Genomic DNA, 26,732 nt, shown 5'->3' with positions numbered 1-26,732 from the left:
GTGCGCCGTGCGCTGGAATCCGTTTTAGCCCTTATCTATATCTCAGTTCCACCAACAGTTATTGCGTCGACTTTGAGTGTCGGCTGACCAACTCCAACGGGCACATTTTGTCCATCTTTCGAGCATGTGCCAACACCAGGATCTAACTTTAAGTCATTACCAACCATAGATACTTTTTTCAACACTGTTTGACCGTCACCAATTAGTGTTGCTCCTTTTACTGGCTGTGTAATTTTGCCATTTTCTATTAGGTAAGCTTCCGAAGATGAAAAAACAAATTTTCCTGACGTTATATCAACCTGCCCACCACCGAAATTTACTGCATATAGACCTTTCTTTACGCTAGATATTATTTCCTTCGGTGTATACTTTCCGGGCAACATATAGGTGTTTGTCATGCGCGGCATAATAACTTCTTTATAACTTTCTCTTCTACCATTACCAGTTGGGCTTACACCCATGAGTTTAGCGTTCATATGATCCTGCATGTATCCTTTTAGGATCCCATCCTCTATCAATATATTATAACTGGGTGGAGTGCCTTCATCGTCTACGCTGATAGAGCCGCGCAAATTGGGCAGAGTTCCGTCATCAACTACTGTGATGTCACTAGCTGCTACTTGTTTACCCACAGAATTTGAAAATGCTGAGACTTTTTTGCGATTGAAGTCGCCCTCAAGTCCATGACCCACGGCTTCGTGTAACAATATTCCTGGCCAGCCTGGACCTAAAACGACTGTCATTTCTCCGGCTGGAGTTGGAATTGCTTCAAGATTTACCAGTGCTTGTTCTAACGCTTGGTTTGCAACTTCTTTCCACTTTTTCTCAGAAATAAACTTACTATAAGAGTCCCTTCCACCATGCCCTGCAGAACCTCTTTCGGTACGGCCATCTTTTTCTACAATGACTAGCACATTAAAACGTACCAGAGGCCTGATATCGCTTAATCTGTGATCACCCTTTATTATTTGTACAACTTGCCATTCTCCACTTAGAGTTATTTTTACTTGCTTCACGCAGTTATTTTTGGACCTTACATACTCATTAACCTCATTGAGTAGCTTAATCTTTGAATTCAGATCCATTTCATTTATAGGGTTAATCCTCGAATATAGGCTTTTTGTCTCTTCGTTTAAATTTATTGAATTTGTCTTGTTTAAAGACACTGAGCTTTTTACCATAGAAGCAGCATTACTAATTTCTTTTTCGCTGATCTCAGAAGAACAAACGAAAGATGTACTATCTTCACAAAAAGACCTTAAACCAAATCCCCTTCTAGTATTCAAGTCCATGTGTTTTAATATGTTATCCTCAAAAACCAGGGACTCCGACTGGCAAAATTCTAGAAACAGCTCACCACCATCGCTATTGCTCAAAGCGTTATTGACTATTTTATATACGTTATTAATATTAACATTGTTTTGAGCAAAAAATATTTGATCTAGATTTGGCATTACCTTTGAACTAAAAATTGTTTAAGTATATTATTTAACTTTAACATAGTAAACTATAAAAAGCCCGGGTGGCGGAATTGGTAGACGCGCTAGCTTCAGGTGCTAGTAACTTTTTAAGTTGTGGAAGTTCAAGTCTTCTCTCGGGCACTCTTAGCTTCCATATTGCTTATTGAATTAATTAATGTTATAATATAACATATTAGGTAATATTCATGCTATGTATAGTGAAAAAAATAAGTTAGCCTGCAGAAAGAAGGTACGAACTTACTCGAAACGCTTAGTTACTACACTATCTACTATCTCTTTCATTGGATACATAGCGGCATTGGTCTTGAATATTCCTGTCTTAAGTCTGTATTTTAGTATTGCCTGCACTATATTAAGTGTACTTTCATCTACCTTAAACATATGGTCATTAGCTGATCATTTTAGGCAGCGTGATCTTAATAAGCAGCTTGGTGTAGAAAACACTCCTGGACAAGAAAAACTAACGAAGATCTGTCTTGATATTACATCTAACGTTTTGTTTTTAATAGGAGGAATTACACCTATATTGCCCTTTGAATCTCCTATCATTCCTTTTGTTTCCACTGCCTTTTTTATTCTAGGCTGTGCCTTTATGGCAACTAATATCGTTCGGACTAGGATTAGCGAACCACAGGCAAAAAAACCTACTGATGACCACTCCCTAACTGCAAAAGCAGCTTAAGTATTAACTTATACAGGAATATTAGCTATATAATTCCACTGAAGAGAGCCATTCAAAAGAGTTCGATGTAATTAGCGTCAAAAAAGTGTAAGCAGAAATTGTGGGCTTATTGGGGTAGGAGCGCTTAGTACTCCTACTTCCACATCAATTACTTGAATAATTGCTCAAGCTATCAAAATAAAAGTTTTTATTCAGTAATTTGTGTATAAAGGGTACTATTTTACTAGTAGTGAAATAAATCAGAATGAAGTCTATTTTATTAACGAGGCCTTTATTGGACTCGTTCAATACAAGAAATATATTGAGAAAGTATGGATACAAAGTTTTTATAGAACCAGTATTCACAATAAAGTACTTAAATCCTGATATATCTGCGTACGAATTTGACGTTGTGATATCTACAAGTAAAAACAGTGTAAAGGCTCTTAGTCAAATATGCAAAGAGGATGACTTTCCGATTATTACAGTTGGTAATTCAACCATGCAGGCTGCAAAAAATTTGGGATTTTCTGATATAATCTCAGCAGACAGCAACGTTGATGGTCTGATATCATTCATAAAAGCTCATTATTCAAACGCAATAAAGTTCTTGTATATAAGGGGACAAGAAGTATCATGTGATCTAAAAAAGAGATTATCTGAAGAAGATTTTAACATAAGAGAAGTTGTACTCTATAAAACAATTATTAAAAGGAGTCTAACTAATAGGTGTAAAAATTTGCTGTTGGATGGTAAAATTGATAGTGTTGCTTTTTTTTCCTCACAGACAGCAAGGGTATTTTGTTCATTAGTTCTAAAAAGTGGGCTATCTCATGTGATGAGCAATATAACTGCATATACCATGAGTAAAAACATTGCTGATAGTTTAAAGTTAATCAAATGGAAAAAAATTATAACATCGAGGTTGCCTACTGGGGAGAGTTTAATTGATATAATTAATAAGGATTGTTGATGCTAAAGATTGCAACTTGGAACGTAAACTCTATACGCAAAAGAGTTAACCAACTTTGTAGTTTTATAGTTGATAGTCAGGTAGATATAATTTTGCTGCAAGAGATAAAATGTACAGAAGAGCAATTTCCTTACGCAGAGATAGAAAAGTTAGGATATGAATATGCTATCTATGGACAAGTTGCAAGAAATGGCGTTTGTGTCTTATCTAAATATCCGATACTGGAGAAGTTTAAAATTGACATTGTGGAAAGTCATCAAGAAGCACGTTATATAGAGTGTGTGATAAAACACACCAATCATAAGGTAAGGGTAGGAAGTGTATACGTTCCAAACGGTCAAAGCCCGGACTCTCAAGCATTTGAATATAAACTCAAGTTTTTTGATAATCTATATGAAAGGATGAGCACTTTGTTAAAGAATGAAGAGTTAACTATTATAGCTGGCGATTATAATGTTGCACCGGATGAAATTGATGTCTTTGATTCAAACTTATTGAATGGCCAAGTGTGCTTTCATATAAGAGAACGTGAGAAGTTAAGAGCGATCTTGAATCTTGGGTTTAAAGATGCGTTTAGAATATCTCACCCAAATTTGCAACAATTCACTTGGTGGCATTATCAAGGCAATTCACTCAGAAATAATCAAGGAATGCGAATAGATTATATGCTGTTATCACCACAAGCTGTAGATAAATTGGAAACATGCTACATAGATGATAGATTGCGTAAGCTAGAAAATCCGTCTGACCATACTCCTGTTGTATGTGCTATAGAATAATAGTAGACCTCTTACACAACTCACTTTTTGGCAAACTTAGGTAATCCCTGCTTGTTTGTTGCTTGTGTTTTCTTCCCTTCGTTTGTTTTCCTTTCTTGTCCAAGGTTGATCTTGCTGTTTGCTTTCTTCGTTTCCCCTGTTGTTTTCCTGGGAAATTTGCTCAGGAACAGGTTGTTGTTCACTCTTTTCTTTTCCTTGGGAAATTTGTTCAGAAACAGAGGTGCCTTTCTCAACTTCTGTAACTGGGGTTTTTAAAATATCATCAATGCCCTCGAGAATTTTTCCATTCAGTTTTGCTCTCTTTTCTGTATCATCTTTATCTTGTGAGCTAGGGTCATACAAAGTACCTTTTTTGTTATTTGAAAAAAGAACCTCCACTCCTCCTTTTATGGCAAATATTGTGCCGATAGCAGTAAGAACTACTCCGAGTGTAGTAGGACCAAAAATTAACATTGGAATAGTGGAAAGAAGGACAGGAAAAAAGATCTTGCTTAAGAACGTTGTTACCATCTCTTCATCACTGAGTGGTGGTTCATCCTCTTCTTTCTTGTCTTTACCTAAGAATGGTATTTTTTCTTTCATCCCATCCATAAAGGAGCCAGAAATATTTTTCGGGTCTATTTTGATCCCTCCAATTAGCAGCAGCAGCATTTCCAATACAAACTTTATGGATGAATCTTTAGCTTCTGTACCGCGTATATCAGCTACACAGTCATCTACTACTTCTTTTATTTTACCATTCTTGAGATTCTCCTCATTAGCTAATTTTTTCTCTCTAATTTTCTCAAATACGGAAAGTAAAAACTGAGAAAAATTCTCTTCACTGAGTGGTTTTATATCTTTTGGATTGACATTATTAAGTAGTATGTCCTTATAAGCTGATATAAAATAATCAGTTATTTCTTTGTTCTCCTTTAATTCGGCTTTACCTTCTAATACTTTTACAAAGTAATCATAGATTACCTGATGTTCCTCTTTTTCAAAAATTTTCTCATCTTTGTTAGTTACCTGATTTGAAGGTTCCAAATTCTTTGTTTGTGGAGTTAATATTTTTGTCATAACTGAGTTACTCACATTTACTATACTTCAATTGTAGCATATTTTTCATATTAATTCAAATAATCTATACTCTTAGAATCCGCCATGTTTAAGTCATAATTAAGAGCCCAGTTGTCGCCAACTTTTATTTCTACTTCAAGTGGTATAGAAATTTCTACTACACCTTCCATTATATTTTTCACAAGTTTTGCTGTTTCTTGCACCTTTTCGTCTTCTACTTCAACCAGTAGTTCATCGTGAACCTGGAGGATTATTTTACCTACTTTCAATTGATCAAAAAGCTGAATTGTCGCACGTTTTATTATATCAGCAGCGGTTCCTTGCAGTGGTGCGTTTATTGCTGCCCTTTCTGCAAATTGTCTTATATAAGGAATTGTATTGTTTATGTCTCTTACAAAGCATCTTCTGCCAAACAAAGTTTCTACATAACCATGCAATCTTGCGATAGACACTGCTTTTTCCATATAGGCCTTTATTTCTGGGTAACAGGAAAAATAGTAATTAATGTATTCAGCAGCTTCCGCAATGGTAATTCCAAGCCGCTTTGCAAGACCAAATGGGCTAATGCCATATATAATTCCAAAATTGATGGATTTTGCTTTGCGTCTTAATTGCTCATCTATTTCTTGCACTCCAAAAACTTGCCTAGCGGTGATCTCATGAATATCTTGTCCGTTTGCAAAAGCTTCTTTAAATGCTGCAACGTTTGCAACGTGTGCCAGGAGTCTCAATTCTATTTGTGAATAGTCAGCAGAAATTATCTTATGCCCTTTTGGCGCAATAAATGCTTGTCTGATAAGATTTCCCTCTTCGCTTCTGATAGGAATATTCTGTAAATTAGGATTGCTGGAGCTCAGCCTTCCAGTTGCAGTTGCAGTCGTTGAAAAGCTTGTGTGTATTCTACCATCAATGGAATCAACTTGCTTTATTAGCGCATCAGTGTAGGTGCCTTTTAATTTACTTAAATGTCGCCAATTTAAGATTTTACTTGCGATTTCTACCCCTTCTTCTTCGAGTGCCTCTAGAACTTCATAATTGGTGCTATACGATCCAGATTTTTTTGACTTTTTCTTTTTATTAAGCCCCATTTTATTAAATAAAACATCACTTAATTGTTTTGGCGACGCAATATTAAATCTTTCCCCTGCTAAGTTATATATCTCATCTTCAAGCACGGCAATTACCTGCTGAAATTTATCGGACAATTCCTGTAATTTTTGTATGTTCAGTAATATCCCATTTTTCTCCATATCAAATATTACTTTCATAAGTGGCTTATCGAAGCGCTCGTAAATTGTGAACAATTTTTCCTGAAACAACCTTTGCTTTAGCTTTTCGCGAATTGCTATTAAAGTTTTTGCCGAGAAAATTTCTACATCTCCACTCAAATTATGTGCAACTATGTTTGGAATACTGTGATCATGCTTTCCTGTATCCAAGCTATACGACATTATCATCAAATCATCAACTGAATCTAACATCTTCTCTATTGCAGGGAAGATTTTCCTGATCTCTTTAATGTTATGTATTATTTTAAGCACTCCATTTGAGAGTAAAGTTGAGTTAATTGTAATAAGTGCATCTTGTATGCTGTCTTGCTCTATATAAAAAATATTACTTTCGCTATAAGATAAGGAAATTTTATTTAATAAGTTGTCTTCAAAGTGGCAATGAATTGCAATTCTGCCTTCATATCTACAATGCTCCAAAAATTTCTCTAACTCTTCACTACTATATTCTATTTTCTCTTTTGTGCTAGACCCATTATAGGAAAAAAGCTTTTCCATTTTACCTATTAAAGAATTGAATTCATACTTCTTTAAAAAGGATAATAGTTTTTCCATATTTGGAGAATGGACTTCATATTTTGCAATATCATGTTGAAGGTCTACTTTTTCGCATAGTGATAAAAGTTCTCTTGAAATTAGAGCTTTTTCCTTATGTTCGGTGAGAATATTACGAATCCTCGTTTGCTCGATATTATCAATGTTCTCTATAATATTATTCAATGAATCAAATTCATCTAGTAATTTAGCTGCAGTCTTCGGACCTATTCCCGGAACGCCTGGAATGTTGTCAGATGCATCACCAGTTAGAGAAAATAAATCAAGAAGCTTGTGTGAGTTTACACCAAATTTTCCTATTACTTGTTTTTCATCTATATATATATTTTTAATGGGGTCGAATATTAAAATATTGTGGTTCAAGAGTTGAAATAAATCTTTATCTGATGAAACGACTACCACTTTAAAGTCTTGGTGGTTGGCGTATTTTGCAGCTAGTGTTGCGATTATATCATCTGCTTCATAACCTTCAATCTCTTCATAGCTGAGGTTAAAAGCTTCTACCGCTTCTCTCAGTATGGTAAACTGTGGAGTTAGATCCTCAGGAGGCGTTACTCTGTTCGCTTTGTACTCAGGATATAAATCGTGCCTAAAATTCTTTTTTCCTGCATCAAGTGCTATAGTTAAATAGTCCGAATGGGCAATGTACTTAAGAACCATATTCAGAAAGCCATATACACCACCTATTGGCATTCCTGTTGTGGTAATTAAGTGAGGTAGTACATAGTAAGCTCTGAAAAGAAAACCATAGCCATCGATGATTGTGAAAGTTTTTTCTTTCATTGTAGATATTTATGCGTGCTTTTGATGGTCCACTATTTAGCTGAGAAAATCAAGTTTTTGTTTTTCTGCTTTTGAGCGTTGTAAGAGATTTTACCGAAAATAGCATTCATGATGGGGATGTACACATATGACCTTACCCAGAAAAAGTGGAGAGAAAGTTTGGAATGTTTTTTACAAAAAGAATGATGCATCAAATTGTTCTGGAATGCAATAGTTAATAGTGACGTTGTTTGTTATAAAAAATTTCTATATATTCAAATATAGCAGTTTTGATATGCTGTTTAGAGTGCCGAGAGGTGTCTATTGGTAACTCCCTTTTTAGAGAACTGAAGAAGCTTTCCACAACAGAATTGTTGTAACAACAACCTTTATGACTCATCTATGTTTTTTATGGATAAGAGATATTGATAACCTTGCGAAGTATATTGTGAACCTTGATCACTATGTAATAGTAGATTTTTGGCAGGTTTACGCTTGTTAACGTCCATTAATAAAGAGTCCATAACCAATTGTTTATTTATTGAACTGCTCATTAACTACCATGCGTGAATATAGATCGATTATTGTTGCCAAATATAGCCATCCTTCTTTGGTTTTTATATAAGTAATCCCATACTTTATTTGGTTGATCGACAATAAAGTTTTGGTCTAATATATTGGGAGCTACTGTCCGTTTGTTGTTTCTTAATTTTAAATTTTCTTCTCAATATAGCCTGAATACCATTTTTCTGCATAATACTTTGCACTGTTTTTAAGTTGCAACTTTTACCCAAAGCCTTTAATTCAGCATGAATTTTAGGAGCTCCATATCTACATTTAGAAGCTTGATATATTTTTTGAATATCTGCTAATAACTCTTTATTTGCTGATTCTCTACTGCTTATTTTCCTTGTAGTCCACTTATAGTAGCCACTAGCAGAAAACCCTACATAATTCCTGCACTTTATAGTGTTTACTATGCTCTTTTATGAAAAAATATTTTACTCTTTTTGACTGGCCAGGGCTTTTTTTAAAATGTCTCTTTCCCTTGTTACTCTTGCTTTGTAAATCAAATCTCTCTTTGTCATAAGGTGCTACATCTGGAAATGCATTTGCCGCTGACTTTTTTTCGTTATATTTCTTCATCCATTTTCCTAATACACTATCCCTTATTCCTAGATCTCTTGCTACTTTTGCAACTGGTTGACCTACCTTTCTTTGTTCATTTGCCAGCTTAACAGCTTCCAATTTGAATTCTGCCGTATATTCTCTTGCCATTTCTAATCCTCCAAAATTTTATTTTACCCGAAAAAACTCCTTTCTTTCTCTCCACTTTTTCTGGGTAAGGTCACTATTTGTTAAGTAATTTACACTTCAGAGTTTATCTGCTTTAAAGTTTACTCTATTCTGTTTCAGCATTTGTCATAAATCCTTAATTATTTCTGACTTTTTAGTTCAGTTTTTAACCATTCTTTCCTTAACTTAATGGCAGTGACAATAAGCCTATCTATCATTCTGATGTGATTTCAGTTTTGTTTACGTGCAAACTCTCTAATCCCACCTTGTAGTTAGGATAAATTAGAGAGACATTAAGATCTTTTTTAATTTTAACATTACTTACTCTCTTTGATCCTAAATAAAAACTCTGTGCATAATCTGGTAACTCAATTGGTTCTGGAGGGCTAACATTGAGAAGTTTGGTTGCATATATTACCACTTCAGATTGTGTAGTGGGTAAATCGTCTGCACAATTGTATATTTCACCAGGTTTTATGTTTTGCATGGAAGAAAATAAAATATTTGATATATCTTCAACGTGAATACGAGAAAAAAAATGCCCTTCTTTTTTCACATTTCTTGCTTTGCCAAGCTGCAAGTCAATTAACACGTTCCTACTAGGGCCGTATATTCCAGCTAAACGAAAAATATGTACAGGCAATCTGCTATTCAGCCACTTCCTTTCAGATTTAAGGCGCTTTTCTCCTCTGATTTCTATAGGTTTTGTTTCAGATTCCTCATTCACCCAATTACCAGAGTGATCACCATAGACGCTAGTTGCAGACAAATAACCAAGCCATTTTACATTTTGCAGGCAATCACCGTATCTCTCCACAACATCATCGCCATCTGGAGGAATAGAAATTAAAACGTGCGTTGCGCTTTTAAGCAGATCTTGACTAACTTTCTCATAATTAAAGAGGATTACATCTTGTATATTTTTACTTCTTGATGTGCCACTAACTTTCCAACCTAAGTTCAGTAGTTTTTTCGATAAAAATTTAGCTACATATCCATAACCAAAGCAAAACAAGTGCATGAAAATTAATTTTTAAAATTCTTCTTGATAAATTCTACTCCTAATTTTATTCCCTCTTCATTAATAATATGCCCTAATGCATGAATTGGGTGTCCTTCAACATTTACTCCATTTTCTTTCAGAGCTTTAACCGCTAAGTCGAGGGACGAAAAAGGTACCACGTCGTCAGCATCACCATGGATAACACATATGTTAGGTTTTGACTTGATCTCTGGTGCAGTTTTTGAAGGTGAAAGAAATCTACCAGAGTATGCAACAACTGATGCACAGGATTGAGAGCGGGTGAGAGCTGTATGTATTGCAAGCATTGCTCCTTGAGAAAATCCAACTAAAGAAAGTTGCGTATCTTTTAAATTAAGCTCCTTTAATTTTGTATCAATGAAATGATTTACAATTGATGTAGCATTTTTTACTCCATTATATAGCGCTTCCTCACTACGATCTTCCAAGCTGAACCACTGATAACCATCACCTATTTCTCTTTCAAACGGAGCATTGGGTACTGCAAAATATGAACCCAGTAAAAACTTGCTCATAACTTTAGCAAGGTGAATGAAATTATCGCCACTTGAGCCCCAACCATGTAAAAAAATAATCAAATTTTTCTTATTTCCGCCTGCACAAATTTCTGGGCCTTTAAGTTCAATCATTTCTTTTCCTTTTGCGTTTATATTTTTATTTAACACTAATTTTCAAATTTGTAAAACCAATGTGCAATTACGTTCCCGATACTACAGATAAAGTAACTTAGGTTCATCGACGATTTGAAAAACCGTCATTCCGCTACTCGTTAGCGGCTGAGATACCGCGAATGAATCGCGGTATGACGTAGGGAAAACCTTAGCTATAAACCTCAGAAATAAGAAAACAAACTAGAAAAAATACCTCACTATAACTGCAGCCTTAAGCAACGTACCTTATTTATTTACGAAAACTGGTATAAATGCTATGCAAGTAGCTACACTACTTGCATGGCATCAATAATTGACCTCGACTTACCGTCCAACTAGAAAGTTGTATATAGAATGACAGAAATCCAGATGTTATTTATTTACTTTCGATCTTTTCTATCAATTTTTTAACTAAGCCTCTTAGCTTTTTACTGGATTCATCAAGCTCTTGAATCTGCGAGCTATGCTCTTTCATTAGTTCCTTATAGTTACCTCTTATGTAGTCAATCATTTCCTTCATCTGAGCAATCATCTTGTTAACATCCATACTGCCCAAATCAGGTATCATGCCAGGCATAGCCCCTTCTAACATACCGCCAGCCATAAGCTGCTGAGACATTTGCATAAATGGTTTTAAAGTCTGATTAAGCAATTCAGGATCCTTGGCTAATTTTTCTATTTGCTCTTTGCAAGTATCCATATACTGCTTCATAAATTCATCTTCTTGCCCTTTGTCTATCATAATTATAACCTACCTAAAAATACGTGTTCTTTATTATATATTATTTTAAAATTAAAAACAATACAAAATACCTGTCACAATTGCATTAATACTTTTTAAATAATAAAAAATGCTCCTTTGCTTATAAAGGGTCACATACCTTCTTTAACCATTCCTTATCTTTTACGCTATTTTCTAAGTTTTTATAGACAAATTGATGGTAGCCATTTATCCATTCAATTTCATCCTTAGTAAGCATTTGCACATTTATTAGTCTTCTATCATATGGAATAGAGGTCAGTTGTTTAAAGTTTAAGAAGCCATTCTCTTGCCTGTCAACATATATCAGATTTTCAATTCTTATTCCATACTCTCCCGGAATGTAATAGCCAGGTTCGTTGGAAAGTATCATCCCTGGCGTGAGTTTCACTTTATTACTTTTTGATATTGCTTGTGGTCCTTCGTGTACTGATAGGTAACTTCCTACTCCATGCCCTGTACCATGCATATAGTCCATTCCAAATTTCCATAAATGCGTACGTGCCAATATATCCAATTCTCCACCAGTAGTGCCGGGGGGAAAGATGACACTTGCTATAGCAATGTGAGCTTTCAACACTATTGTATAGTGGATTATTTGCTCATTGGTCGGATTACCAACTACTACAGTTCTTGTCACATCAGTTGTGCCACTAAGGTATTGGCCACCAGAGTCAATCAAATATAGTCCATTTTTCTGAATTACCTTATTCGTCTTACTGCTTGCACGATAGTGAATTATTGCACCATTTTCATTAAATGCGGAAATTGTTGGAAAGCTCAATTGTTTAAACAAATTCTGCTCTTTTCTGTATTCTAAAATCTTTTCTTCAGCTTCAAGTTCTGTACCAACATTATTTTCAAGCCAAGATAGAAAATTTGTAACTGCCACTCCATCTCTGATATGCGCATTTATAGCCCCAGCTATTTCAGTTTGGTTTTTTGCTGCTTTATAAATTAGACAAGGATCTTCTCTCTCAGCTACCTGTTTATCTTTTATTACAGCCATGATACTCATTGGAGTTGTGCTTGGATCCATGACTATTGAATTTAGCTTGTGCAGCGAATTTTCTAGCTCACTAATATCAAAAATATTTATATGATTGCCTAAATTTGCTTCTATAGTTGAATGTTCTTTATCTTGAATAAACAAATTAACATTACCGCTTTTATACAATATAGCACGGCCCAATATACATGGAGTATATTTAGCATTTTCATTTCTTAAATTTAATAACCATGAAATTGAATTTGGATCAGTTAAAAGCACTGCTTCAGCTTCTTTATCTATGCTTTTGGCAACTTTTTCACATTTGTCCTTACTACTTTCACCAGCATGTTCAATAGAATGTAAAACCACTGCTTGTTTTCGATAGTCACTTTTTTTTCCAGCTAAACAGGGTATTAATTTACAGATATTCTCATACTTTCTTATATCTTCTATGGTAAAATATTGCAAATAATAACCTAGTGAGGCAGTCGATGTTAAGTTTGCTTTTATCCATTCGCGTGGATCCTCTTCTTGTATATTATATACTTGAAAATTGCCCTGATCGAGCTGATTGTGAGCTTGTGTGATATAGCGTCCATCCGTAAAAAATGGGCACTTGTTGTTTTTTGTAACAATGAGCAGCCCATTTGTTCCTGTGAAGCCACACAGCTTTGTTAGCTCCTCTGAATACTCATTTAAATATTCATCTTTGGTGTGCAACATAAACGCCTCAGCATTTATTGCACGCATAAAAGAACGAAATTCTTCGATTTTTGACATAGAACACCTCACACAAAATTAGCAGCCACTTTCGTTTTCCTGTTTCTCAAATACACTAATATACTCACTATCGCTGCAGGAGTGATGCCTTGTATTTGCTTTGCAATGCCAATCGTCGCTGGTTTTATCGTCTGCAACTTTTCTATTACTTCACTTGACAGGCCTTTAACTTGTGAATAGTTAAAATCAATTGGAATTTGAGTGTTAATTTCCTCTCGTAAAAACTTCATATCCGCTTCTTGTCTTATTAGATAAGGTTTGTATTTTGCTTCAATTTCAACCGCTTCGCATATTTCATTCTTAGTTATGCTACCCATTGCGGTGCCATCCCAGCGCGTGATGCTGCTTAACTCCGGCCATATTTCTTGTAATTTATTCCAGTCGATGTTTGGATAGCTAAGTAAATCTAGTGCCGTTTTTCTTATCCCATCATAAGATATTTTGATACCATAAGACCTAAGCTGCTCAGGAGTAATCGTCAGACTCCCTAACTTCTCTTCAAGCTGCTTAATGGATTCAAGTTTATTCTGTAAAACAGAGTATCTCTCATGCGAAACAAGGGAAATATCATAACCTTTTTGTGTTAATCTTCTATCTGCATTGTCTGACCTGATAGCTAGCCTATATTCTGCACGTGAGGTAAATAATCTATAAGGTTCGATCACCCCTTTGGTGACTAGATCATCTATCATTACGCCGATATATGAGTCTGTGCGATGAAGAACAAAGCTTTCTTTTTTTTCAGATGCAGAGAGTGCTGCATTAATTCCGGCAATAATTCCTTGCCCTGCTGCTTCTTCATATCCAGTAGTGCCATTAATTTGGCCAGCAAAATATAGGCCTTTAATTTTCTTAGTTTCAAGAGTATGGCTTAGTTCTCGTGGATCAATATAGTCATACTCAACTGCATATCCAGGTCTTAGTATTTCTGCATTTTCAAGTCCCTTGATACTCTTTATCATTTCACACTGCACTTCAATAGGCAATGAATTTGAAATTCCGTTCGGGTATATAGTATCATCATTCAGGCCTTCTGGCTCTAGAAATATTTGATGACTACTTTTTTCTGCAAATTTTTTAACTTTAACTTCAATTGATGGGCAGTATCTTGGTGCAACAACGTCATCTAAATATGAAGAAGCTGACCTGTGGAGATTTTCTCTGATTATTTTATGCGTGTTTTCATTAGTATGGGTAATAAAGCATGATACCTGAGGTTGGTTAATTTTTTCTGTTAAGTAAGAAAACGGCACAGGTGGGTTATCACCCACTTGTTCTTGCAATATTGACCAGTTTATAGTGCCACGATCGAGCCTTGGTGGAGTTCCGGTACGCAGTCTACCTAATTTGAAATTATATTTCTTCAACGTATTTGCAAGTTCTACGGCAGACTTATCTCCCATTCTCCCTGAAGGAGTTGCTTGCTCTCCTATATGAATCACACCTTGCAGGAAAGTCCCTGTAGTTAAAACGACTTTGCTTGTCAGTATATGCTCCCCTGAGCTTGTTATTACAGCTTTAATGCACAATTCTCCATTGTTATTACTCTCTATAAGAAAATCGTCAACCGACTCTTCTTTTACCGTCAAATTATTATAATTTAGAATAATTTCCTGTATTGCTTGCTTGTATAATTTTCGGTCTGCCTGTACACGCGGGCCCCATACTGCTGCACCTCTGCTGCTATTTAAAATGACTGAGTGTATACTTGCTTGATCGATTGCTCTTCCCATTATTCCATCAAGAGCGTCAACTTCCCTGACTACAACACCCTTTGCAACTCCTCCGATTGCTGGATTGCAGGACATTTCCCCTATAGTTGAAATTTTATGAGTTATAAGCAGCGTGTTTGCACCAAGGCGAGCTGCAGCAGCAGCAGCTTCGCACCCTGCATGACCACCACCTACTACTACTACATCATATTTATGCATGCCTTCTTGAGTAATTCTTACTCTACTAATATTCTAACTATTAGCGGTTAATGTCAAATTTTACAGTAATTAACTATTTCAATCATCAGTGGCCAATGTATAGCTAACTCACGTCATACCGTCACGGTATCTCTAGATCCCGCTAACAAGCAGCGGGATGACGGTTTTTCAAATTATCGGGTTTTAGTGGGGCGAGCGACCAGGATCGAACTGGCGACATTCAGTACCACAAACTGACGCTCTACCAACTGAGCTACGCCCGCCAAGATATAAAATTTCTAACATAAGAGCGCAAATAGTCAATTGATTATTTAACTCTCTTTTTGCAGAGGGTTTTAAGTTTAGCCAATAAATATTTTCATTGATACTTTTACCATTATAGTTAATCGTATTGACACTAATGAAGTAGTGGTATGTTTAAAAGTATTTTCACATTTAGTTTTTTTACGGCTATTTCAAGGATCTCAGGGTTAATAAGGGATGTATTAATTGCTACGGTTATTGGTGCGAACTCTCTTGCAGACATATTTTTTTCTTCGTTTCGCTTTGCCAATCTATTTCGAGCATTTTTTGCAGAAGGAGCGTTCACTACCTCATTCATACCGTTATATTCGACAGAATCATATGATAATAAAAAGGCATTTAATTTTGCAAGTAGTGTAATATCCATTACGTTTATTATCTTAGTAATTTTTTGCCTTATTATGCAAACTTTCTCCCCTTATATGATTCAAATTTTTGCTCCTGGATTTGACCAAAGTAAGTTTACCCTTACTGTTACTTTATCAAGAATTATGATGCCCTACATAATCTTTGTTTCAATTGCATCACTTATTGGTGGAATGCTGCAAGTAAAGCAGCATTTTGCTTCAACAGCTATTGCACCAATTGTTTTGAATCTCTGTTTAATCATCAGTTTATTTGTGCCTTACGTAAAAACTCCAGCGCACAACCTTTCTATAGCTGTGCTGATAGGAGGAGTTTTTCAATTGTTGCTGATGCTATTTAGTGCATACAAGTTAAAGGCAGCTTTTTCTTTTAGCCTTGAATTAAGCAATGAAGTAAGGTTGTTTTTTAAGCGTGTGGTACCTGCAATTATCAACAATTGTGTAACTCAAATAAGCTTATGGATTGATACAATCATGGCGAGTTTTATACCAAATGCGGTGTCCTATATATATTATGCCGATAGACTAAATCAACTACCGCAGGGAATAATCGGTACTGCAATTGGTACAGTGCTTCTTCCTTTAATTTCAAAACAGGTGGATAATACTGAAAATATAGTCAAAATACAGAACAAGGCTCTCAACATAGGATTAATGTTAATTATGCCAACAACTGCTGCCTTTATCATTATTCCCGACATAATTTTACTTACGCTTTTTTCTTACGGCCGGTTTGATCATTATGCAGTGCAGCAAACTGTTCCCACTTTAATAGCATTTTCTCTTTCTTTACCTGCATTTATTATAAATAAAGTATTGCTACCTACATTTTTTGCTAAAGGCAATCTGAAAATACCAACCATATTTTCGCTAATGTGTCTTGGAATTAATGTAGTGCTAAACCTTTTGTTAATGAACGAGTATCAGCATACGGGGATTGCTATTGCTACTTCCGTTTCCACTTGGATAAACTCTATTCTATTAATTAGTTATTTAACAATAAATAAAATGTATAAGGTTAGCCAAGCGTTATTGTTAAATGTCATGAAAATTTTTGTAGCAACGGCAGTCATGTCAATAGCCCTTTATATTTTTAATTCTTTGTTGGCAGGATTATTTTTTGATAAAATGTTGGCTCGTATTGTTTATTTAACGACTTTAATAGCTTTGAGTGTTATTGTTTATTTTGGTATTCTCTATTTAATATTTAAGGGAAACTTTAAGCATGTGTAAATTATGAGACTTTCTTTATATGCTATATTATCAATCTCACTGCTATTAATTCTCATGCATGTTGCTGCAACTTTTAAGGATTGGAGTGGCTACAGGAAATATATCATAAAAGAGTTAGAGAAGACGTATGATGCTAAAGTGCATATTGGGGGAAAAATTAAAGTTTCGTTGATTACCCCAAAGCTCACTATTTATAATGTATACGTACAATACAACGAAAATAAAGAGCAAAAGTTGTCAGATTTAATTAGTGTAAGAAAAATTGAAATAAGGCCATCGTTCCTATCGTTGTTTTTATTTTCGTTGCAACCAAAGTCAATCACATTGTTTGGCATGAAAAGCAACAAAGAAAATTTACTTAATATTATAAATACAAACGCCAGTGGTAACACAGTCGATATAGTAATAAAAGACAGCCAAGTAAGTTTCAAGAATGATTTCGCTGATATTGTTAACATAAAGGAAGTTGCTGTAAAAAAAAATAAGCAGTTTTTTGGTAAAGTAAAGGTAGGTGATAATAATTACGATTTTTCAGGAAAGGTTAATATCACAAAAAGGAATGTACACATTAGTGTTGAATCAAATTTTGTAAATTTGCTATTTACAGGTAATAGAAATCAAGAAGAACTCCAGGGTAATTTAACATTAACAATTAATAACAGTTCCGGTTCTGTGAGTGATTTAGCAAAAATCATTAATCTTAGCTTTCTCTCTTGTGTTATTCCTAGCGAAAATATCAAGATATCATCCAATATAAGTCTTAATGAAAGTGAGTTTACGGCAACTGACTTAAAAATTGATTCCAAAAGCATGCAAGCCAGCGGTACAATACAAAATGATAGAAAAGGCAATCACACTAATTTCAATATTAGCTTCAGTAAAGTTGATTTAGATTCCATACAAAATGATTCACAAAGAACAATGAATATGAAGGATCTTCTGGAATGTTTTAGAGCAGTTGTGCCAAAGAACTTGAGCTTAAATTTTAATATGGAAGCTTCTAACATTCAATATCAAAACAAAATATTGGACAATTTCCGTGCTGTACTAAAATCCACTGATGGCAAAGTAAAAGTTAATACGCTTCTTAAATTTCCTGGAATCAATAATATATCTTACTTATCAGGAGAGATCTCAAACAATAATGTCCTATCTGAATTCAACGGTGATTTATTAGTCGAAGGAAATGATTTTGAGTCATTCATTTCATGTTTTTTCCCTTCTATAAAGATGAAAGAAAACCAGAAAAATCAATTTACACTAAGTTCTAAACTGCACCTTGCACCAAGAATATTATCTATCTCAGACATTAGACTGCTAAATAATAAGGAATCCTTGCAAGGGTCAATTAGAGTAAGCCATACAAAAAAACACAATGTGGTCAATGGTGAATTTAGCATGCATAATCTTGATGCAGATAAATATGATCATTCATTATTTAGCAGTTTACCTAAAATGCAATGGCTGAAAAATTTTCAGTATGATGCAAATATAAAGGCCCGTGTTAATAACCTTACATTGAATGATACGAAAATTAAAAATTTGGATTTTTTGCTGAAAATGGAAAAAGGTAAGCTAGTTGCAGATAAAATAAAACTATCTGGAGAAGATTTCGATATTACCGGTAATGCAAAAATATTAGCAGATCAAAAATACGCCAAACCTTTATTAGATGTTAACCTTACGGGCAGTAAATTTAATGGAAATATCTTTAAATTACCGAATTTAGTAGAGACGAAAAGAAATTCAAGAAATGAGATAGATCAAATTCAATGGTCAACAAAGCAGCTTGATTTTTTGGATGATAAAGAAGGCTTTGATGCAAATGTGCAAATCAATACTGCAGAATTTAAAACCGAGCAGAATGTTTTAAAAGATTTTAATTTGGATGCGGTAATGAGAAACAACACTATCACTATCAGGCAGGCAAGTTACGTATTAGAACACGGGCAAGTGTTTTTTCAGGGTTATTTAAGATCAGACTCAATAAATACAAGGTTTTCTATTGTAAATTTGGACACTAAAAAGATTGGTAAGGTTATAGGAATTGACAATGTAAATGGTCAGGTAAGCTTAAATGGTGAAATCAAAACTCAAGGAAAAAGTTTTCATGATTGGGCTAGTAACTTATCAGGAGATGTAAACTTACAAGCGCAAGGAATAGAAGTTACTAATGTAGATTTCAATTCATTTATCACTAATTTGTTAAGCAGTAAGAATAAATCTGAAATTTCCACACTTGCTTATGTTGATATATATAACGGTAAAACATCTTTTGAAAATATTAGCGGAAAAGCAAGTATTAAGAGTGGTATATGTTCAACTAGTTTACAATTCGGGATTGATCAAGCATCAGGGTCAATCTCTTCTAATTTAACCTTATCTAACTTCGCTTTAGCTTCTATATTCAGGTTCTTTTTCATACCACCAAATTATAGTAATCCAATCTATATCGATATGCATTTGGATGGCCCTATTTGGCGTCCTAAGATGAGTTTTGATGTAGACCAAATCTTCACCGCTCTGGTTGGCAAGAAAAATAGTTGATTTACTTAGGCGTACGGTTTAGGAGACAATGAACTCATCTGAACGGGTACAAACTTAACCTAACTCATCACCACCTGGCAGTGGTGGCAAGCCAAATGCTTCTCTCTTTTCGTTGAGCGTCATGAAGCTTGCGTTTTCTACGTATTTCCACAACTTTTGTCTCTTTTCCATGAGAATCTCTATTGCATCTTTGTCGTACGACAAGCACAGATCTTCACCAAATTTTGGTGTTAGCCAAGAATTCAGGTGACAGATAATACTTTCTAGCGTTGGTAAAACCGTCTGTTCCCAAAGGGACAAGCGTGCTTCGACTAAATTGCTATAAGTGTTATCACCTGGTATGCCAAGCAACTGCGGCGGAACGCCAAAAGCCAGGGCAATATCACGAGCTGAACTGTGTTTGGACTCAATAAAATCCATATCCCTTGGTGATAAGCTCATTTCTTTCCACTCCAAGCCTCCTTCAAGCAATATCGGCCTCCCAGCATTGACAGGACCTGAATAATGATCATTTATCTGTGCTTTTAAGCGTTGGTACTGCTCTTGACTTAAACTTCCACCACTTCCATCTTTTGCTGATTTTACAACTATTGCACCACTTGGTCTTGCTCCGTTTTGCAACATCGCTTGATTCCAAGCACCAGCCTGATTATGCTGATCTATACTATATGCAGCCGCCTCAATTGGTGATAACCCATACCAATCATTCAAAGGGTTAAAGGTCTTTAGGTGCAACACTGCTGAACGTCCGGTTAGTTTATCAACTTTAAAGTCATAACTGTTGTTATTTATGGCATAACGATAGTTATAAGGAACGTTATTTCTCCCTGGAACAATTTCAACCCTATCGGGGCGCAGAAGATAAAGCTCTGTTGGTGGTTTTCTATTGTTCTGCGACTCAACCATCAATATATAAGAATTGCCGTTAACTAACCGATAAGTTACAATCCCCTCAATAAATTCCGATTTTGATGTCATTGGATTAGGAGAATAAAGTAATTTCAGTAATGGATGGGCTTTTAGTTGCGATTTTCCCTGTTCAGTAAGCTGGCAGAGAGTAAGAGGTACCGAAGATGCAGCACTTGCAATCATATTGATTGCTCGAAAGGCAATAACATTTTTTATGTAACCTTCCTCAGCAAAACTTACATAATCACGCTTACTCCAACTTGGCTCCATCATTAGTTGCAAAGCAGAATATTTAGTAAATACTGCGCTTTTTTTTCTTTGAAAGATGTTGAAATTCATATGTGCCTCCTAAAAAATTGAATTTGTGGTAGAATTATATCAATTGGTGTCACAGGAAGGATATACTAACGTACGAACATTATGTTTGAGAGCAATCTCTACACAGTAGTTAAATGGCAGGCACAATAAGGGGTAGCAAAAAGAATGAGCTTTTTTTTTGAGCTGAGCGAAGCCACCTAAGGTAGAAAATGAATCAGGAAGGAGTAAAAATATATTTAATATTTATATGATGTACTTACTTATAAATATCTTTTCTGTGTCCTATCTCTGTGATAACCACTTCATATTTTATAATATTTACGGAATAGATAACGCGATAATCACCTACCCTTAATCTTCTTTGTCCTTTAAATCTGTAATATAATGGCTCACCAAGGTTAATGGGATCAACTGTAAGGCGCTTATTTATCGCATTTATGATCCTTAATCTTATTGTTTTTGGAAGAGCTGGAAGGTCTTTCTCAAGAACGCTTTCTATGAAGATAATATTGTATTCCAGTCTACATCCTCACTTCTAATTTTCTTCACACCTGAAACATTACGTCTAGCAGCACGCTCAATTAGTATTTTATCTTCCTCATTTTCAATTGCTTCTTGTATTAGCTTCTCTGCTAGTTCTTTAATGGACTTATTTCTTATTTTAGCCAGTCCAGCAAGACACTCTGAAATTTCGTTGTTGAAAGTTATGCTAAATTTTGAGTTTGCCATATATTTTACCTAAAATCTACTAATAATTATACAACATTTTTCTGAATTTTTCAATAAAAAAAGTTGCCTATACGTAAAGAGGACCTGTGTTGACAAATAATTAAACATTTGTCATGTACTATGTTTGTTAAGGAGAAATAGCACAGAAGTTAGTATTAAGTATATTAGGAATAAGAAAGGCTGCGCCCAGTGTCACACACTGGAATAACAGGAAAAAACGAACTGCTATACTAAAAAAAAAGAAATAGAATATGACAGAATGGCTAATATCTAATCAGCTTATTGATTATAACTGTGCTGTAAAATCCATGGAAGAGAAAATTCAACAAATTCACAATAATTCAGCAGACGAATTGGTATGGCTACTCCAGCACCCTCCACTTTATACTGCAGGAATCAGTGCAACAGCTGATGATATTGTTGAAAAACTATTTCCCATATATAAAACAGGAAGGGGTGGTAAACACACATATCATGGTCCAGGACAGCGCATTATATATTTAATGTTAAACCTTAAAAAAAGAAACAAATGCGATATAAAGCTATATATTAGAGATCTAAGTAAGTGGATCATAAATGTTTTAAAGCAATTTAATATACTTGGAGAGTTTAGAGAAGATAGAATAGGTATTTGGGTAAACCATAACGGAGTAGAAAAAAAAATTGCAGCTTTTGGTATCCGTTTAAGAAAATGGGTAACTTATCATGGCATAGCGCTTAACGTCTTTCCAGACCTCTCTCATTATAAGGGTATTATTCCTTGTGGACTGCAAGATTATGGCGTCACGTCAATGGAAGAACTAGGAGTGAAAGTTCCACTCTCTGAATTGGATGATATACTAAAAAAAGAGTTTTATAAGATATTTTAATGATTGTTTACCTTTTATATTTCATTCTCACTTTATGTGCTAACACAGGTATTCATGCAATCGACCAAGTTGATATTATTGCTCCTTCTTCGAAGGGAAAAGAATCAGATCTGACTACTATAAAAGAATATGTAGAAGCTTTGGATTTTAATCCCCATATTTCGGAGAAAATATATAGTAATGATAATCCATTTTATTCCAACTCTGATGAATTCAGAGCAAATGATTTGATTAGTGCACTAACTAATGACAGTAAAATAATTTGGTGTATCAGAGGAGGAGAAGGGGCTTCTCGGTTAATTCCCTATCTAGAAAAGTTACCCAATGATAAAAAAGAAAGGATTGCTCAAAACAAAAAAATCCTCATAGGCTATAGCGATATAACTGCCTTGCACACCTATCTACAAGCTAAATATAATTGGCAAACTCTTCACGGCACCATGTTGGAAATGATAGTAAATAACTCCATTTCTGAAAGCTCTGTTAAAAAATTGAAAGAGTTAATTCTTAACAAGCAGGATTCTATCAGATTTGATAAGCTAAAGATGATAAATAATGGCATTAGACTAAAAGATGGCAGATTAAAGTCTAAAATCATCGGTGGTAATATGACTTTAGTTGAAAACAGTATAGGAACTGTTTGGCAAATAAATGCGAAAGGTAAAATTCTATTTTTAGAGGACATAAGAGTCTACCCATACGCAATAGAGCGCAGTTTAGATCACCTAAAACAAGCTCACATCTTTGATGGAGTACATGCAGTAATCTTTGGGGATTTCGTTAACTGCTATAACGATAACCTTGTTGAAGTTGTAAAAGAAAGGTTTGCAAAAAGTGTTAACTTTCCTGTATTTACAATGAAAGGGGTAGGCCATGGACATACAAATGATCCTTTACCTTTTAACACTCACGCTATTATTAGCGTTCAAGACGAAAAAGAAGGTTTGTTTTTTATGGACGTGCAGAATTTAGCTAATCTTATAGCTAACGCGAGCTCTACGTCATGCCGCCGCAGTATCTCTTAGCCGCTAACACGTACTTAACCGTCATACCGCGATTCATTCGCGGTATCTCATCCGCTAACAAGAGATCCCGCTAACAAGTAGCGGGATGACGAATTGCTTAACCGTCATTCCGCCGCAGACCGTCATACCGCCGCGGTATCTCTTAGCCGCTAACACATAGCGGAATGACGAAGTTATCGTCATGCCACCGCGAACCGTCATACCGCCACGAACTGTCATACCACCACGAACCGTCATACCGCGATTCATTCGCGGTATCTCTAGATCCCGCTAACACGTAGCGGGATGACGGTTGTTAGGGTGTCATGCAAGTAGCTGACTACTTGGATCTGGTAGGCTTAAATCACAATGCCCGTAAAGCTGCGACCCTAGAGCTACTATCTCTCACCCACTGCAAATATTGCACGGTACTATCCACTTGATCATCGTGTCGAGTTTCAGGAAACATTAAAATCTCATACTCAAAATCGTTCAGCCATACTGCTTGGTGCGGCAGAAAAACCTTGCCAGACTCTATAATCGGAACAATTTGATAAAATCGAGTGAGTTTGTCATCATGTGGTACTATTTCGATAATTGGTAAATCACTGTTTGTCTTTAGCTCTTGCACCAATTGCTGACCACTTGTTTTTGCTTCGATTAAAATTGCGTGCGGTGTCCATCTTGCAGCTAGTGACAGAACTTGCTCTTTAAGCTTTGGATACTCAAGCTTTGCGCGATATACATCGAGTAAATAGAATTTATTGCCCACTTTTGTCCAGGTGGTGCAGACGCTAAAGTTGCTCATGCTGCTTGTTGAAACTGCAGTGTCCCAGCTCTGAGTGACATATGAGAGACTATCAGAAAAATTTCTATAGCGCTTCAGCCACTCTCGTTTAATTATACCACTTGAAAGTGGCAGAGGGTTTTGTTGATATTGTGCAGCAAAAGCGTAACTTCCAAGTTCAACCTTTATCATCTCAACTTCTTCTTTTCCTCCATCGAGGGGATATAGCAACTGACCTTCTTCTCTTGAGTATAATATTACGGGTGGTGTCATTCTAGCACTTGATGCTGTAATCCAGCTTTTGTACTCATTTGTAGTTACTCGGGTGACAGGAACAAGAAAAGGAGGCGCTGGCTTTTTGATTGAATAGATAATCTCCTTATTTTCAGATATCATCGGTAAACAAGTATGGTTCCATATGTTTTTCGGTTTGGAGAGAAGGTGTCCGGTCAAATCTTCCTGATGTAGCCTATGCATCACAAGAACAATTACTCCTTTTTTTCTGTCGTTGAGCCTGGTTACTAGAGTCTGGTCAAACCAATTTGTAGCACGCTTTCTAAACGTTTCACTCAAAGCTTGGGCGGGACTCAGTGGATCATCCACGATGATGAAATCACCACCTTCACCTGTTAACGTCCCTCCAACGGACGTTGCAATTCTGTATCCTCTCTGCACTGTTTGAAATTTGTATTTGGTATTCTGATCTTTGGATAGTTCTACCTCTGGAAACAGCTCTCTATATCAACTAGACTGCATTATGCATCTTGTATCGAGCGAGTGCTTTTCGCTAAGCAGCCGAGAGTAGCTTGCAACTATTATTCTTGCAGTTGGCTGATTTCCCAGTATCCATGCGGGCCACGCAACACTAGCGCACAGGGACTTCATTGAACGCGGAGGCATATTGAATATTATTCGCCTCATTTTGCCAACATTTGCCGCTTCAAGTCTGTCTGCTATGACTTTTATATACTGATAATCATTATACTCACACCCCGGCACCACCGTTTGAAAGCACAGTTCAATGAATTTTAGAAAGTTCATGATATAATGTTGAAACCAACGCGTGACGCTGGGATGACAAAAAAAGGAGCACTGAAGGCTATAGGTGAGACGTCGCGGTATCTCTAGATCCCGCTAACAAGCAGCGGGATGACGAATTACTTAACCATCATCTACACCGTCATACCGCGATTCATTCGCGGTATCTCTTAACATAGATCCCCTACTATACCTTAACATAGATCCCGCTAACAAGCAGCAGGATGACGAATTACTATGCCGCCGCGAACCGTCATACTGCTGCGGTATCTCAGCCGCTAATAAGTAGCGGGATGACGGTTGTTGTTTAGCTATAAATATTAAGAAATTTACCAAATAAAAAAAAGGCAAAAGAAGCCCCGTGGTTGGCTAATTACTTACATTATACTTTCAAGTATGGCGTTTTTTTATTCTAAACGTTTAATAACCGCGATTCAGTTGCTTTTAAGCCGCAACTAATCTAAATTATAAACATTAAGAAATTTACTAAACAGAAAAAAAGGCAAAAGAAACCCTAGGGTAGCTAGTTATTCACTATCCATTTTTTAAATCGGCGTTTTTTGATGTTTTAAATGCTTTATAAGCGCATTTCAGCTTATATTAGGTAAAAACCTAGAAATTTTATAAAGACATAAGATGCACATAGTGCAAAAAATTAAACATGGGACGCCAGATACGTGAGTTTTTTTGTCATTTAATCTGTACAGAGAAGATAAATAAATAGCTTCAGTTTCATGATAAGGGGACTGGCAAGGCTTGTCAAGCAAGTTTTTTGCAATATCAGGGGATAATTTCGACCATAAATCCCTATCAATAAATTTTAACAAAAATACTTCAGTGCATTTTCAAATATAAGCATTCCATCACCATATTTTGGCATAGCCACTCCTAAACGTTTACATTTTTCTTTTTCAAGAGGCCAATTATCTTGCTGAGTAAAAAATATTCCCCTTTCTGGATGGGGCATTAAAGCCAATACTCTCCCACTTTTATCTGATAAAGCTGCCAGATCGTATGTAGATCCGTTTGGATTGTGAGGAAATTGTAGGTTAGCGTAGTTGCCATTTTCATCAATGTAACGTAATGCGGCGGAATTGCTCTCAATCAATTGGTTCAAAGTATCTTGATCCATAAAAAATTTGCCTTCCCCATGAGCAATAGGGAGATATAGTTCACTCAGGCCCCGTAGCCAAACAGAATTACTCTTTGAATTAACTCTCACTCTAATCCAACGGCATTGATAATTGCCTATATCATTATGGATTAAAGCTAGATTAGAGAACTCTGGAATTAATTTTACTAATATCTGACAACCATTACATATTCCTATAATCAGCTTGTCCTGAGATAAAAACTCTTGAAACTCATCCAACAAGTTGTTTTTAATGCGTAAAGCAAATGCATTACCAGCACCAGTGTCATCACCATAGGAAAAACCCCCTGGAATTGCAAGTATATTGCTTAATTTCAGTTCACCTGGATTATCTATGATATCGTTAATGTGAACGATTTTTACTTCAATATTACCAATACCAAGTTTTCTGCTGCATTCCATAAATGCAAATGCAGTTTCTTTTTCGCAATTTAAGCCATAACCAGATAGGACTGTGATTTTCATGAA

At 35.6% G+C, this 26,732-nt stretch carries 22 protein-coding genes, 2 tRNA genes and 1 pseudogene; 8 read left to right on the top strand and 17 right to left on the bottom strand.

What is annotated here, in order from left to right:
* Positions 1–35: 35 nt before the first annotated feature.
* The gene (gene tldD / locus ABWU29_RS01315; RefSeq protein WP_141456651.1) at positions 36–1,454 is read right to left on the bottom strand and encodes a metalloprotease TldD; all 1,419 of its coding nucleotides are present in this window, start codon (positions 1,452–1,454) and stop codon (positions 36–38) included.
* 62 nt (positions 1,455–1,516) lie between these two features.
* Between tldD and ABWU29_RS01310 the strand changes: the two genes are divergently transcribed.
* The 4 genes from ABWU29_RS01310 to ABWU29_RS01295 all read left to right on the top strand — a co-directional run bounded on the left by ABWU29_RS01310 (position 1,517) and on the right by ABWU29_RS01295 (position 3,894).
* A tRNA-Leu gene (locus ABWU29_RS01310) sits at positions 1,517–1,601 on the top strand.
* A gap of 70 nt (positions 1,602–1,671) precedes the next feature.
* Positions 1,672–2,163 carry a hypothetical protein gene (locus ABWU29_RS01305; protein ID WP_015589319.1) on the top strand — a complete coding sequence of 164 codons (492 nt, stop codon included), beginning with the start codon at positions 1,672–1,674 and terminating at the stop codon, positions 2,161–2,163.
* 244 nt (positions 2,164–2,407) lie between these two features.
* Positions 2,408–3,115 (top strand): uroporphyrinogen-III synthase, encoded by a 708-nt coding sequence (locus ABWU29_RS01300; protein WP_141456650.1) that lies wholly within the window; start codon positions 2,408–2,410, stop codon positions 3,113–3,115.
* The gene (locus tag ABWU29_RS01295; RefSeq protein WP_141456649.1) at positions 3,115–3,894 is read left to right on the top strand and encodes an exodeoxyribonuclease III; all 780 of its coding nucleotides are present in this window, start codon (positions 3,115–3,117) and stop codon (positions 3,892–3,894) included. The genes ABWU29_RS01300 and ABWU29_RS01295 overlap by 1 nt, the downstream gene beginning before the upstream one ends.
* Positions 3,895–3,930: 36 nt before the next feature.
* On the opposite strand, the gene ABWU29_RS01290 is transcribed toward ABWU29_RS01295, so the two are convergent.
* The 11 genes from ABWU29_RS01290 to ABWU29_RS01240 all read right to left on the bottom strand — a co-directional run bounded on the left by ABWU29_RS01290 (position 3,931) and on the right by ABWU29_RS01240 (position 15,272).
* Positions 3,931–4,953, bottom strand: coding sequence for a hypothetical protein (locus tag ABWU29_RS01290; protein ID WP_015589322.1), 1,023 nt, complete (start codon positions 4,951–4,953; stop codon positions 3,931–3,933).
* Between the two features lie 50 nt (positions 4,954–5,003).
* Positions 5,004–7,580: a DNA polymerase I gene (gene polA / locus ABWU29_RS01285; RefSeq protein WP_353280069.1), complete on the bottom strand. Its 2,577-nt coding sequence runs from the start codon at positions 7,578–7,580 to the stop codon at positions 5,004–5,006.
* 214 nt (positions 7,581–7,794) lie between these two features.
* A complete protein-coding gene (locus ABWU29_RS01280) occupies positions 7,795–7,959 on the bottom strand; it encodes an IS3 family transposase (protein WP_353271419.1) in 165 nt (54 codons plus the stop codon).
* A 238-nt stretch (positions 7,960–8,197) separates the two neighbouring features.
* A complete protein-coding gene (locus ABWU29_RS01275) occupies positions 8,198–8,413 on the bottom strand; it encodes an IS3 family transposase (protein WP_245836010.1) in 216 nt (71 codons plus the stop codon).
* Between the two features lie 79 nt (positions 8,414–8,492).
* Positions 8,493–8,837, bottom strand: a complete 345-nt coding sequence (locus ABWU29_RS01270; RefSeq protein WP_353280067.1) for a transposase — start codon at positions 8,835–8,837, stop codon at positions 8,493–8,495.
* Between the two features lie 232 nt (positions 8,838–9,069).
* The gene (locus ABWU29_RS01265; RefSeq protein ID WP_015589324.1) at positions 9,070–9,876 is read right to left on the bottom strand and encodes an SDR family oxidoreductase; all 807 of its coding nucleotides are present in this window, start codon (positions 9,874–9,876) and stop codon (positions 9,070–9,072) included.
* A 5-nt stretch (positions 9,877–9,881) separates the two neighbouring features.
* Complete coding sequence (locus ABWU29_RS01260) at positions 9,882–10,526, bottom strand: alpha/beta hydrolase (protein ID WP_015589325.1); 645 nt, start codon at positions 10,524–10,526, stop codon at positions 9,882–9,884.
* Positions 10,527–10,923: 397 nt separating this feature from the next.
* Complete coding sequence (locus ABWU29_RS01255; protein ID WP_064125381.1) at positions 10,924–11,289, bottom strand: hypothetical protein; 366 nt, start codon at positions 11,287–11,289, stop codon at positions 10,924–10,926.
* Positions 11,290–11,410: 121 nt separating this feature from the next.
* A complete protein-coding gene (locus tag ABWU29_RS01250) occupies positions 11,411–13,078 on the bottom strand; it encodes an aminopeptidase P family protein (protein ID WP_015589327.1) in 1,668 nt (555 codons plus the stop codon).
* Between the two features lie 8 nt (positions 13,079–13,086).
* Positions 13,087–15,009 carry a tRNA uridine-5-carboxymethylaminomethyl(34) synthesis enzyme MnmG gene (gene mnmG / locus ABWU29_RS01245; RefSeq protein ID WP_141456648.1) on the bottom strand — a complete coding sequence of 641 codons (1,923 nt, stop codon included), beginning with the start codon at positions 15,007–15,009 and terminating at the stop codon, positions 13,087–13,089.
* Positions 15,010–15,196: 187 nt separating this feature from the next.
* Positions 15,197–15,272 (bottom strand) — tRNA-His (locus ABWU29_RS01240).
* Positions 15,273–15,422: 150 nt separating this feature from the next.
* Between ABWU29_RS01240 and murJ the strand changes: the two genes are divergently transcribed.
* Both murJ and ABWU29_RS01230 read left to right on the top strand, forming a co-directional pair.
* Positions 15,423–16,910, top strand: coding sequence for a murein biosynthesis integral membrane protein MurJ (gene murJ, locus ABWU29_RS01235; RefSeq protein ID WP_015589329.1), 1,488 nt, complete (start codon positions 15,423–15,425; stop codon positions 16,908–16,910).
* A 3-nt stretch (positions 16,911–16,913) separates the two neighbouring features.
* The gene (locus ABWU29_RS01230; protein ID WP_141456647.1) at positions 16,914–19,457 is read left to right on the top strand and encodes an AsmA-like C-terminal region-containing protein; all 2,544 of its coding nucleotides are present in this window, start codon (positions 16,914–16,916) and stop codon (positions 19,455–19,457) included.
* Positions 19,458–19,511: 54 nt separating this feature from the next.
* Here the strand turns inward: ABWU29_RS01230 and ABWU29_RS01225 are convergent, their stop codons facing one another.
* The 3 genes from ABWU29_RS01225 to ABWU29_RS01215 all read right to left on the bottom strand — a co-directional run bounded on the left by ABWU29_RS01225 (position 19,512) and on the right by ABWU29_RS01215 (position 21,413).
* Entirely contained in the window at positions 19,512–20,705 is a 1,194-nt protein-coding gene (locus ABWU29_RS01225) for a phage portal protein (protein WP_141456646.1), read from the bottom strand.
* Between the two features lie 235 nt (positions 20,706–20,940).
* Positions 20,941–21,183, bottom strand: a complete 243-nt coding sequence (locus ABWU29_RS01220) for a type II toxin-antitoxin system RelE family toxin (RefSeq protein WP_227738598.1) — start codon at positions 21,181–21,183, stop codon at positions 20,941–20,943.
* Complete coding sequence (locus tag ABWU29_RS01215) at positions 21,180–21,413, bottom strand: DUF6290 family protein (protein WP_012673333.1); 234 nt, start codon at positions 21,411–21,413, stop codon at positions 21,180–21,182. Before ABWU29_RS01215 ends, ABWU29_RS01220 begins: the two co-directional genes overlap by 4 nt.
* Before the next feature lie 251 nt (positions 21,414–21,664).
* Between ABWU29_RS01215 and lipB the strand changes: the two genes are divergently transcribed.
* Both lipB and ABWU29_RS01205 read left to right on the top strand, forming a co-directional pair.
* Positions 21,665–22,282 carry a lipoyl(octanoyl) transferase LipB gene (lipB, locus tag ABWU29_RS01210; protein WP_141456645.1) on the top strand — a complete coding sequence of 206 codons (618 nt, stop codon included), beginning with the start codon at positions 21,665–21,667 and terminating at the stop codon, positions 22,280–22,282.
* A complete protein-coding gene (locus ABWU29_RS01205) occupies positions 22,282–23,307 on the top strand; it encodes an LD-carboxypeptidase (protein WP_015589333.1) in 1,026 nt (341 codons plus the stop codon). Before lipB ends, ABWU29_RS01205 begins: the two co-directional genes overlap by 1 nt.
* 343 nt (positions 23,308–23,650) lie before the next feature.
* On the opposite strand, the pseudogene terL reads toward ABWU29_RS01205, so the two are convergent.
* Together terL and ABWU29_RS01195 are read right to left on the bottom strand one after the other, a co-directional pair.
* Positions 23,651–25,114 (bottom strand): annotated as a pseudogene (gene terL / locus ABWU29_RS01200) (phage terminase large subunit).
* Positions 25,115–25,931: 817 nt separating this feature from the next.
* A complete protein-coding gene (locus ABWU29_RS01195; RefSeq protein WP_141456644.1) occupies positions 25,932–26,729 on the bottom strand; it encodes a phosphoribosylformylglycinamidine synthase subunit PurQ in 798 nt (265 codons plus the stop codon).
* Positions 26,730–26,732: the final 3 nt, after the last annotated feature.

Origin of the sequence: Wolbachia endosymbiont (group A) of Phasia obesa, assembly GCF_964028125.1 — a bacterium.
Taxonomy (GTDB): Bacteria; Pseudomonadota; Alphaproteobacteria; order Rickettsiales; family Anaplasmataceae; genus Wolbachia; species Wolbachia pipientis.
Note: the sequence above shows the minus strand (reverse complement) of the source record. Positions and strands in the feature narration are given on the sequence as shown.

Bases quoted from the DNA above. Each gene is read 5' to 3' on its own strand.
- murJ (WP_015589329.1), top strand. From the start codon at position 15,423: ATGTTTAAAAGTATTTTCACATTTAGTTTTTTTACGGCTATTTCAAGG.
- ABWU29_RS01225 (WP_141456646.1), bottom strand. From the start codon at position 20,705: ATGAATTTCAACATCTTTCAAAGAAAAAAAAGCGCAGTATTTACTAAA.
- ABWU29_RS01205 (WP_015589333.1), top strand. From the start codon at position 22,282: ATGATTGTTTACCTTTTATATTTCATTCTCACTTTATGTGCTAACACA.
- polA (WP_353280069.1), bottom strand. From the start codon at position 7,580: ATGAAAGAAAAAACTTTCACAATCATCGATGGCTATGGTTTTCTTTTC.
- ABWU29_RS01270 (WP_353280067.1), bottom strand. From the start codon at position 8,837: ATGGCAAGAGAATATACGGCAGAATTCAAATTGGAAGCTGTTAAGCTG.
- ABWU29_RS01265 (WP_015589324.1), bottom strand. From the start codon at position 9,876: ATGCACTTGTTTTGCTTTGGTTATGGATATGTAGCTAAATTTTTATCG.
- ABWU29_RS01280 (WP_353271419.1), bottom strand. From the start codon at position 7,959: ATGAGTCATAAAGGTTGTTGTTACAACAATTCTGTTGTGGAAAGCTTC.
- ABWU29_RS01300 (WP_141456650.1), top strand. From the start codon at position 2,408: ATGAAGTCTATTTTATTAACGAGGCCTTTATTGGACTCGTTCAATACA.
- ABWU29_RS01250 (WP_015589327.1), bottom strand. From the start codon at position 13,078: ATGTCAAAAATCGAAGAATTTCGTTCTTTTATGCGTGCAATAAATGCT.
- mnmG (WP_141456648.1), bottom strand. From the start codon at position 15,009: ATGCATAAATATGATGTAGTAGTAGTAGGTGGTGGTCATGCAGGGTGC.
- ABWU29_RS01230 (WP_141456647.1), top strand. From the start codon at position 16,914: ATGAGACTTTCTTTATATGCTATATTATCAATCTCACTGCTATTAATT.
- ABWU29_RS01215 (WP_012673333.1), bottom strand. From the start codon at position 21,413: ATGGCAAACTCAAAATTTAGCATAACTTTCAACAACGAAATTTCAGAG.
- tldD (WP_141456651.1), bottom strand. From the start codon at position 1,454: ATGCCAAATCTAGATCAAATATTTTTTGCTCAAAACAATGTTAATATT.
- ABWU29_RS01195 (WP_141456644.1), bottom strand. From the start codon at position 26,729: ATGAAAATCACAGTCCTATCTGGTTATGGCTTAAATTGCGAAAAAGAA.
- ABWU29_RS01290 (WP_015589322.1), bottom strand. From the start codon at position 4,953: ATGACAAAAATATTAACTCCACAAACAAAGAATTTGGAACCTTCAAAT.
- lipB (WP_141456645.1), top strand. From the start codon at position 21,665: ATGACAGAATGGCTAATATCTAATCAGCTTATTGATTATAACTGTGCT.
- ABWU29_RS01260 (WP_015589325.1), bottom strand. From the start codon at position 10,526: ATGATTGAACTTAAAGGCCCAGAAATTTGTGCAGGCGGAAATAAGAAA.
- ABWU29_RS01255 (WP_064125381.1), bottom strand. From the start codon at position 11,289: ATGATAGACAAAGGGCAAGAAGATGAATTTATGAAGCAGTATATGGAT.
- ABWU29_RS01305 (WP_015589319.1), top strand. From the start codon at position 1,672: ATGTATAGTGAAAAAAATAAGTTAGCCTGCAGAAAGAAGGTACGAACT.
- ABWU29_RS01295 (WP_141456649.1), top strand. From the start codon at position 3,115: ATGCTAAAGATTGCAACTTGGAACGTAAACTCTATACGCAAAAGAGTT.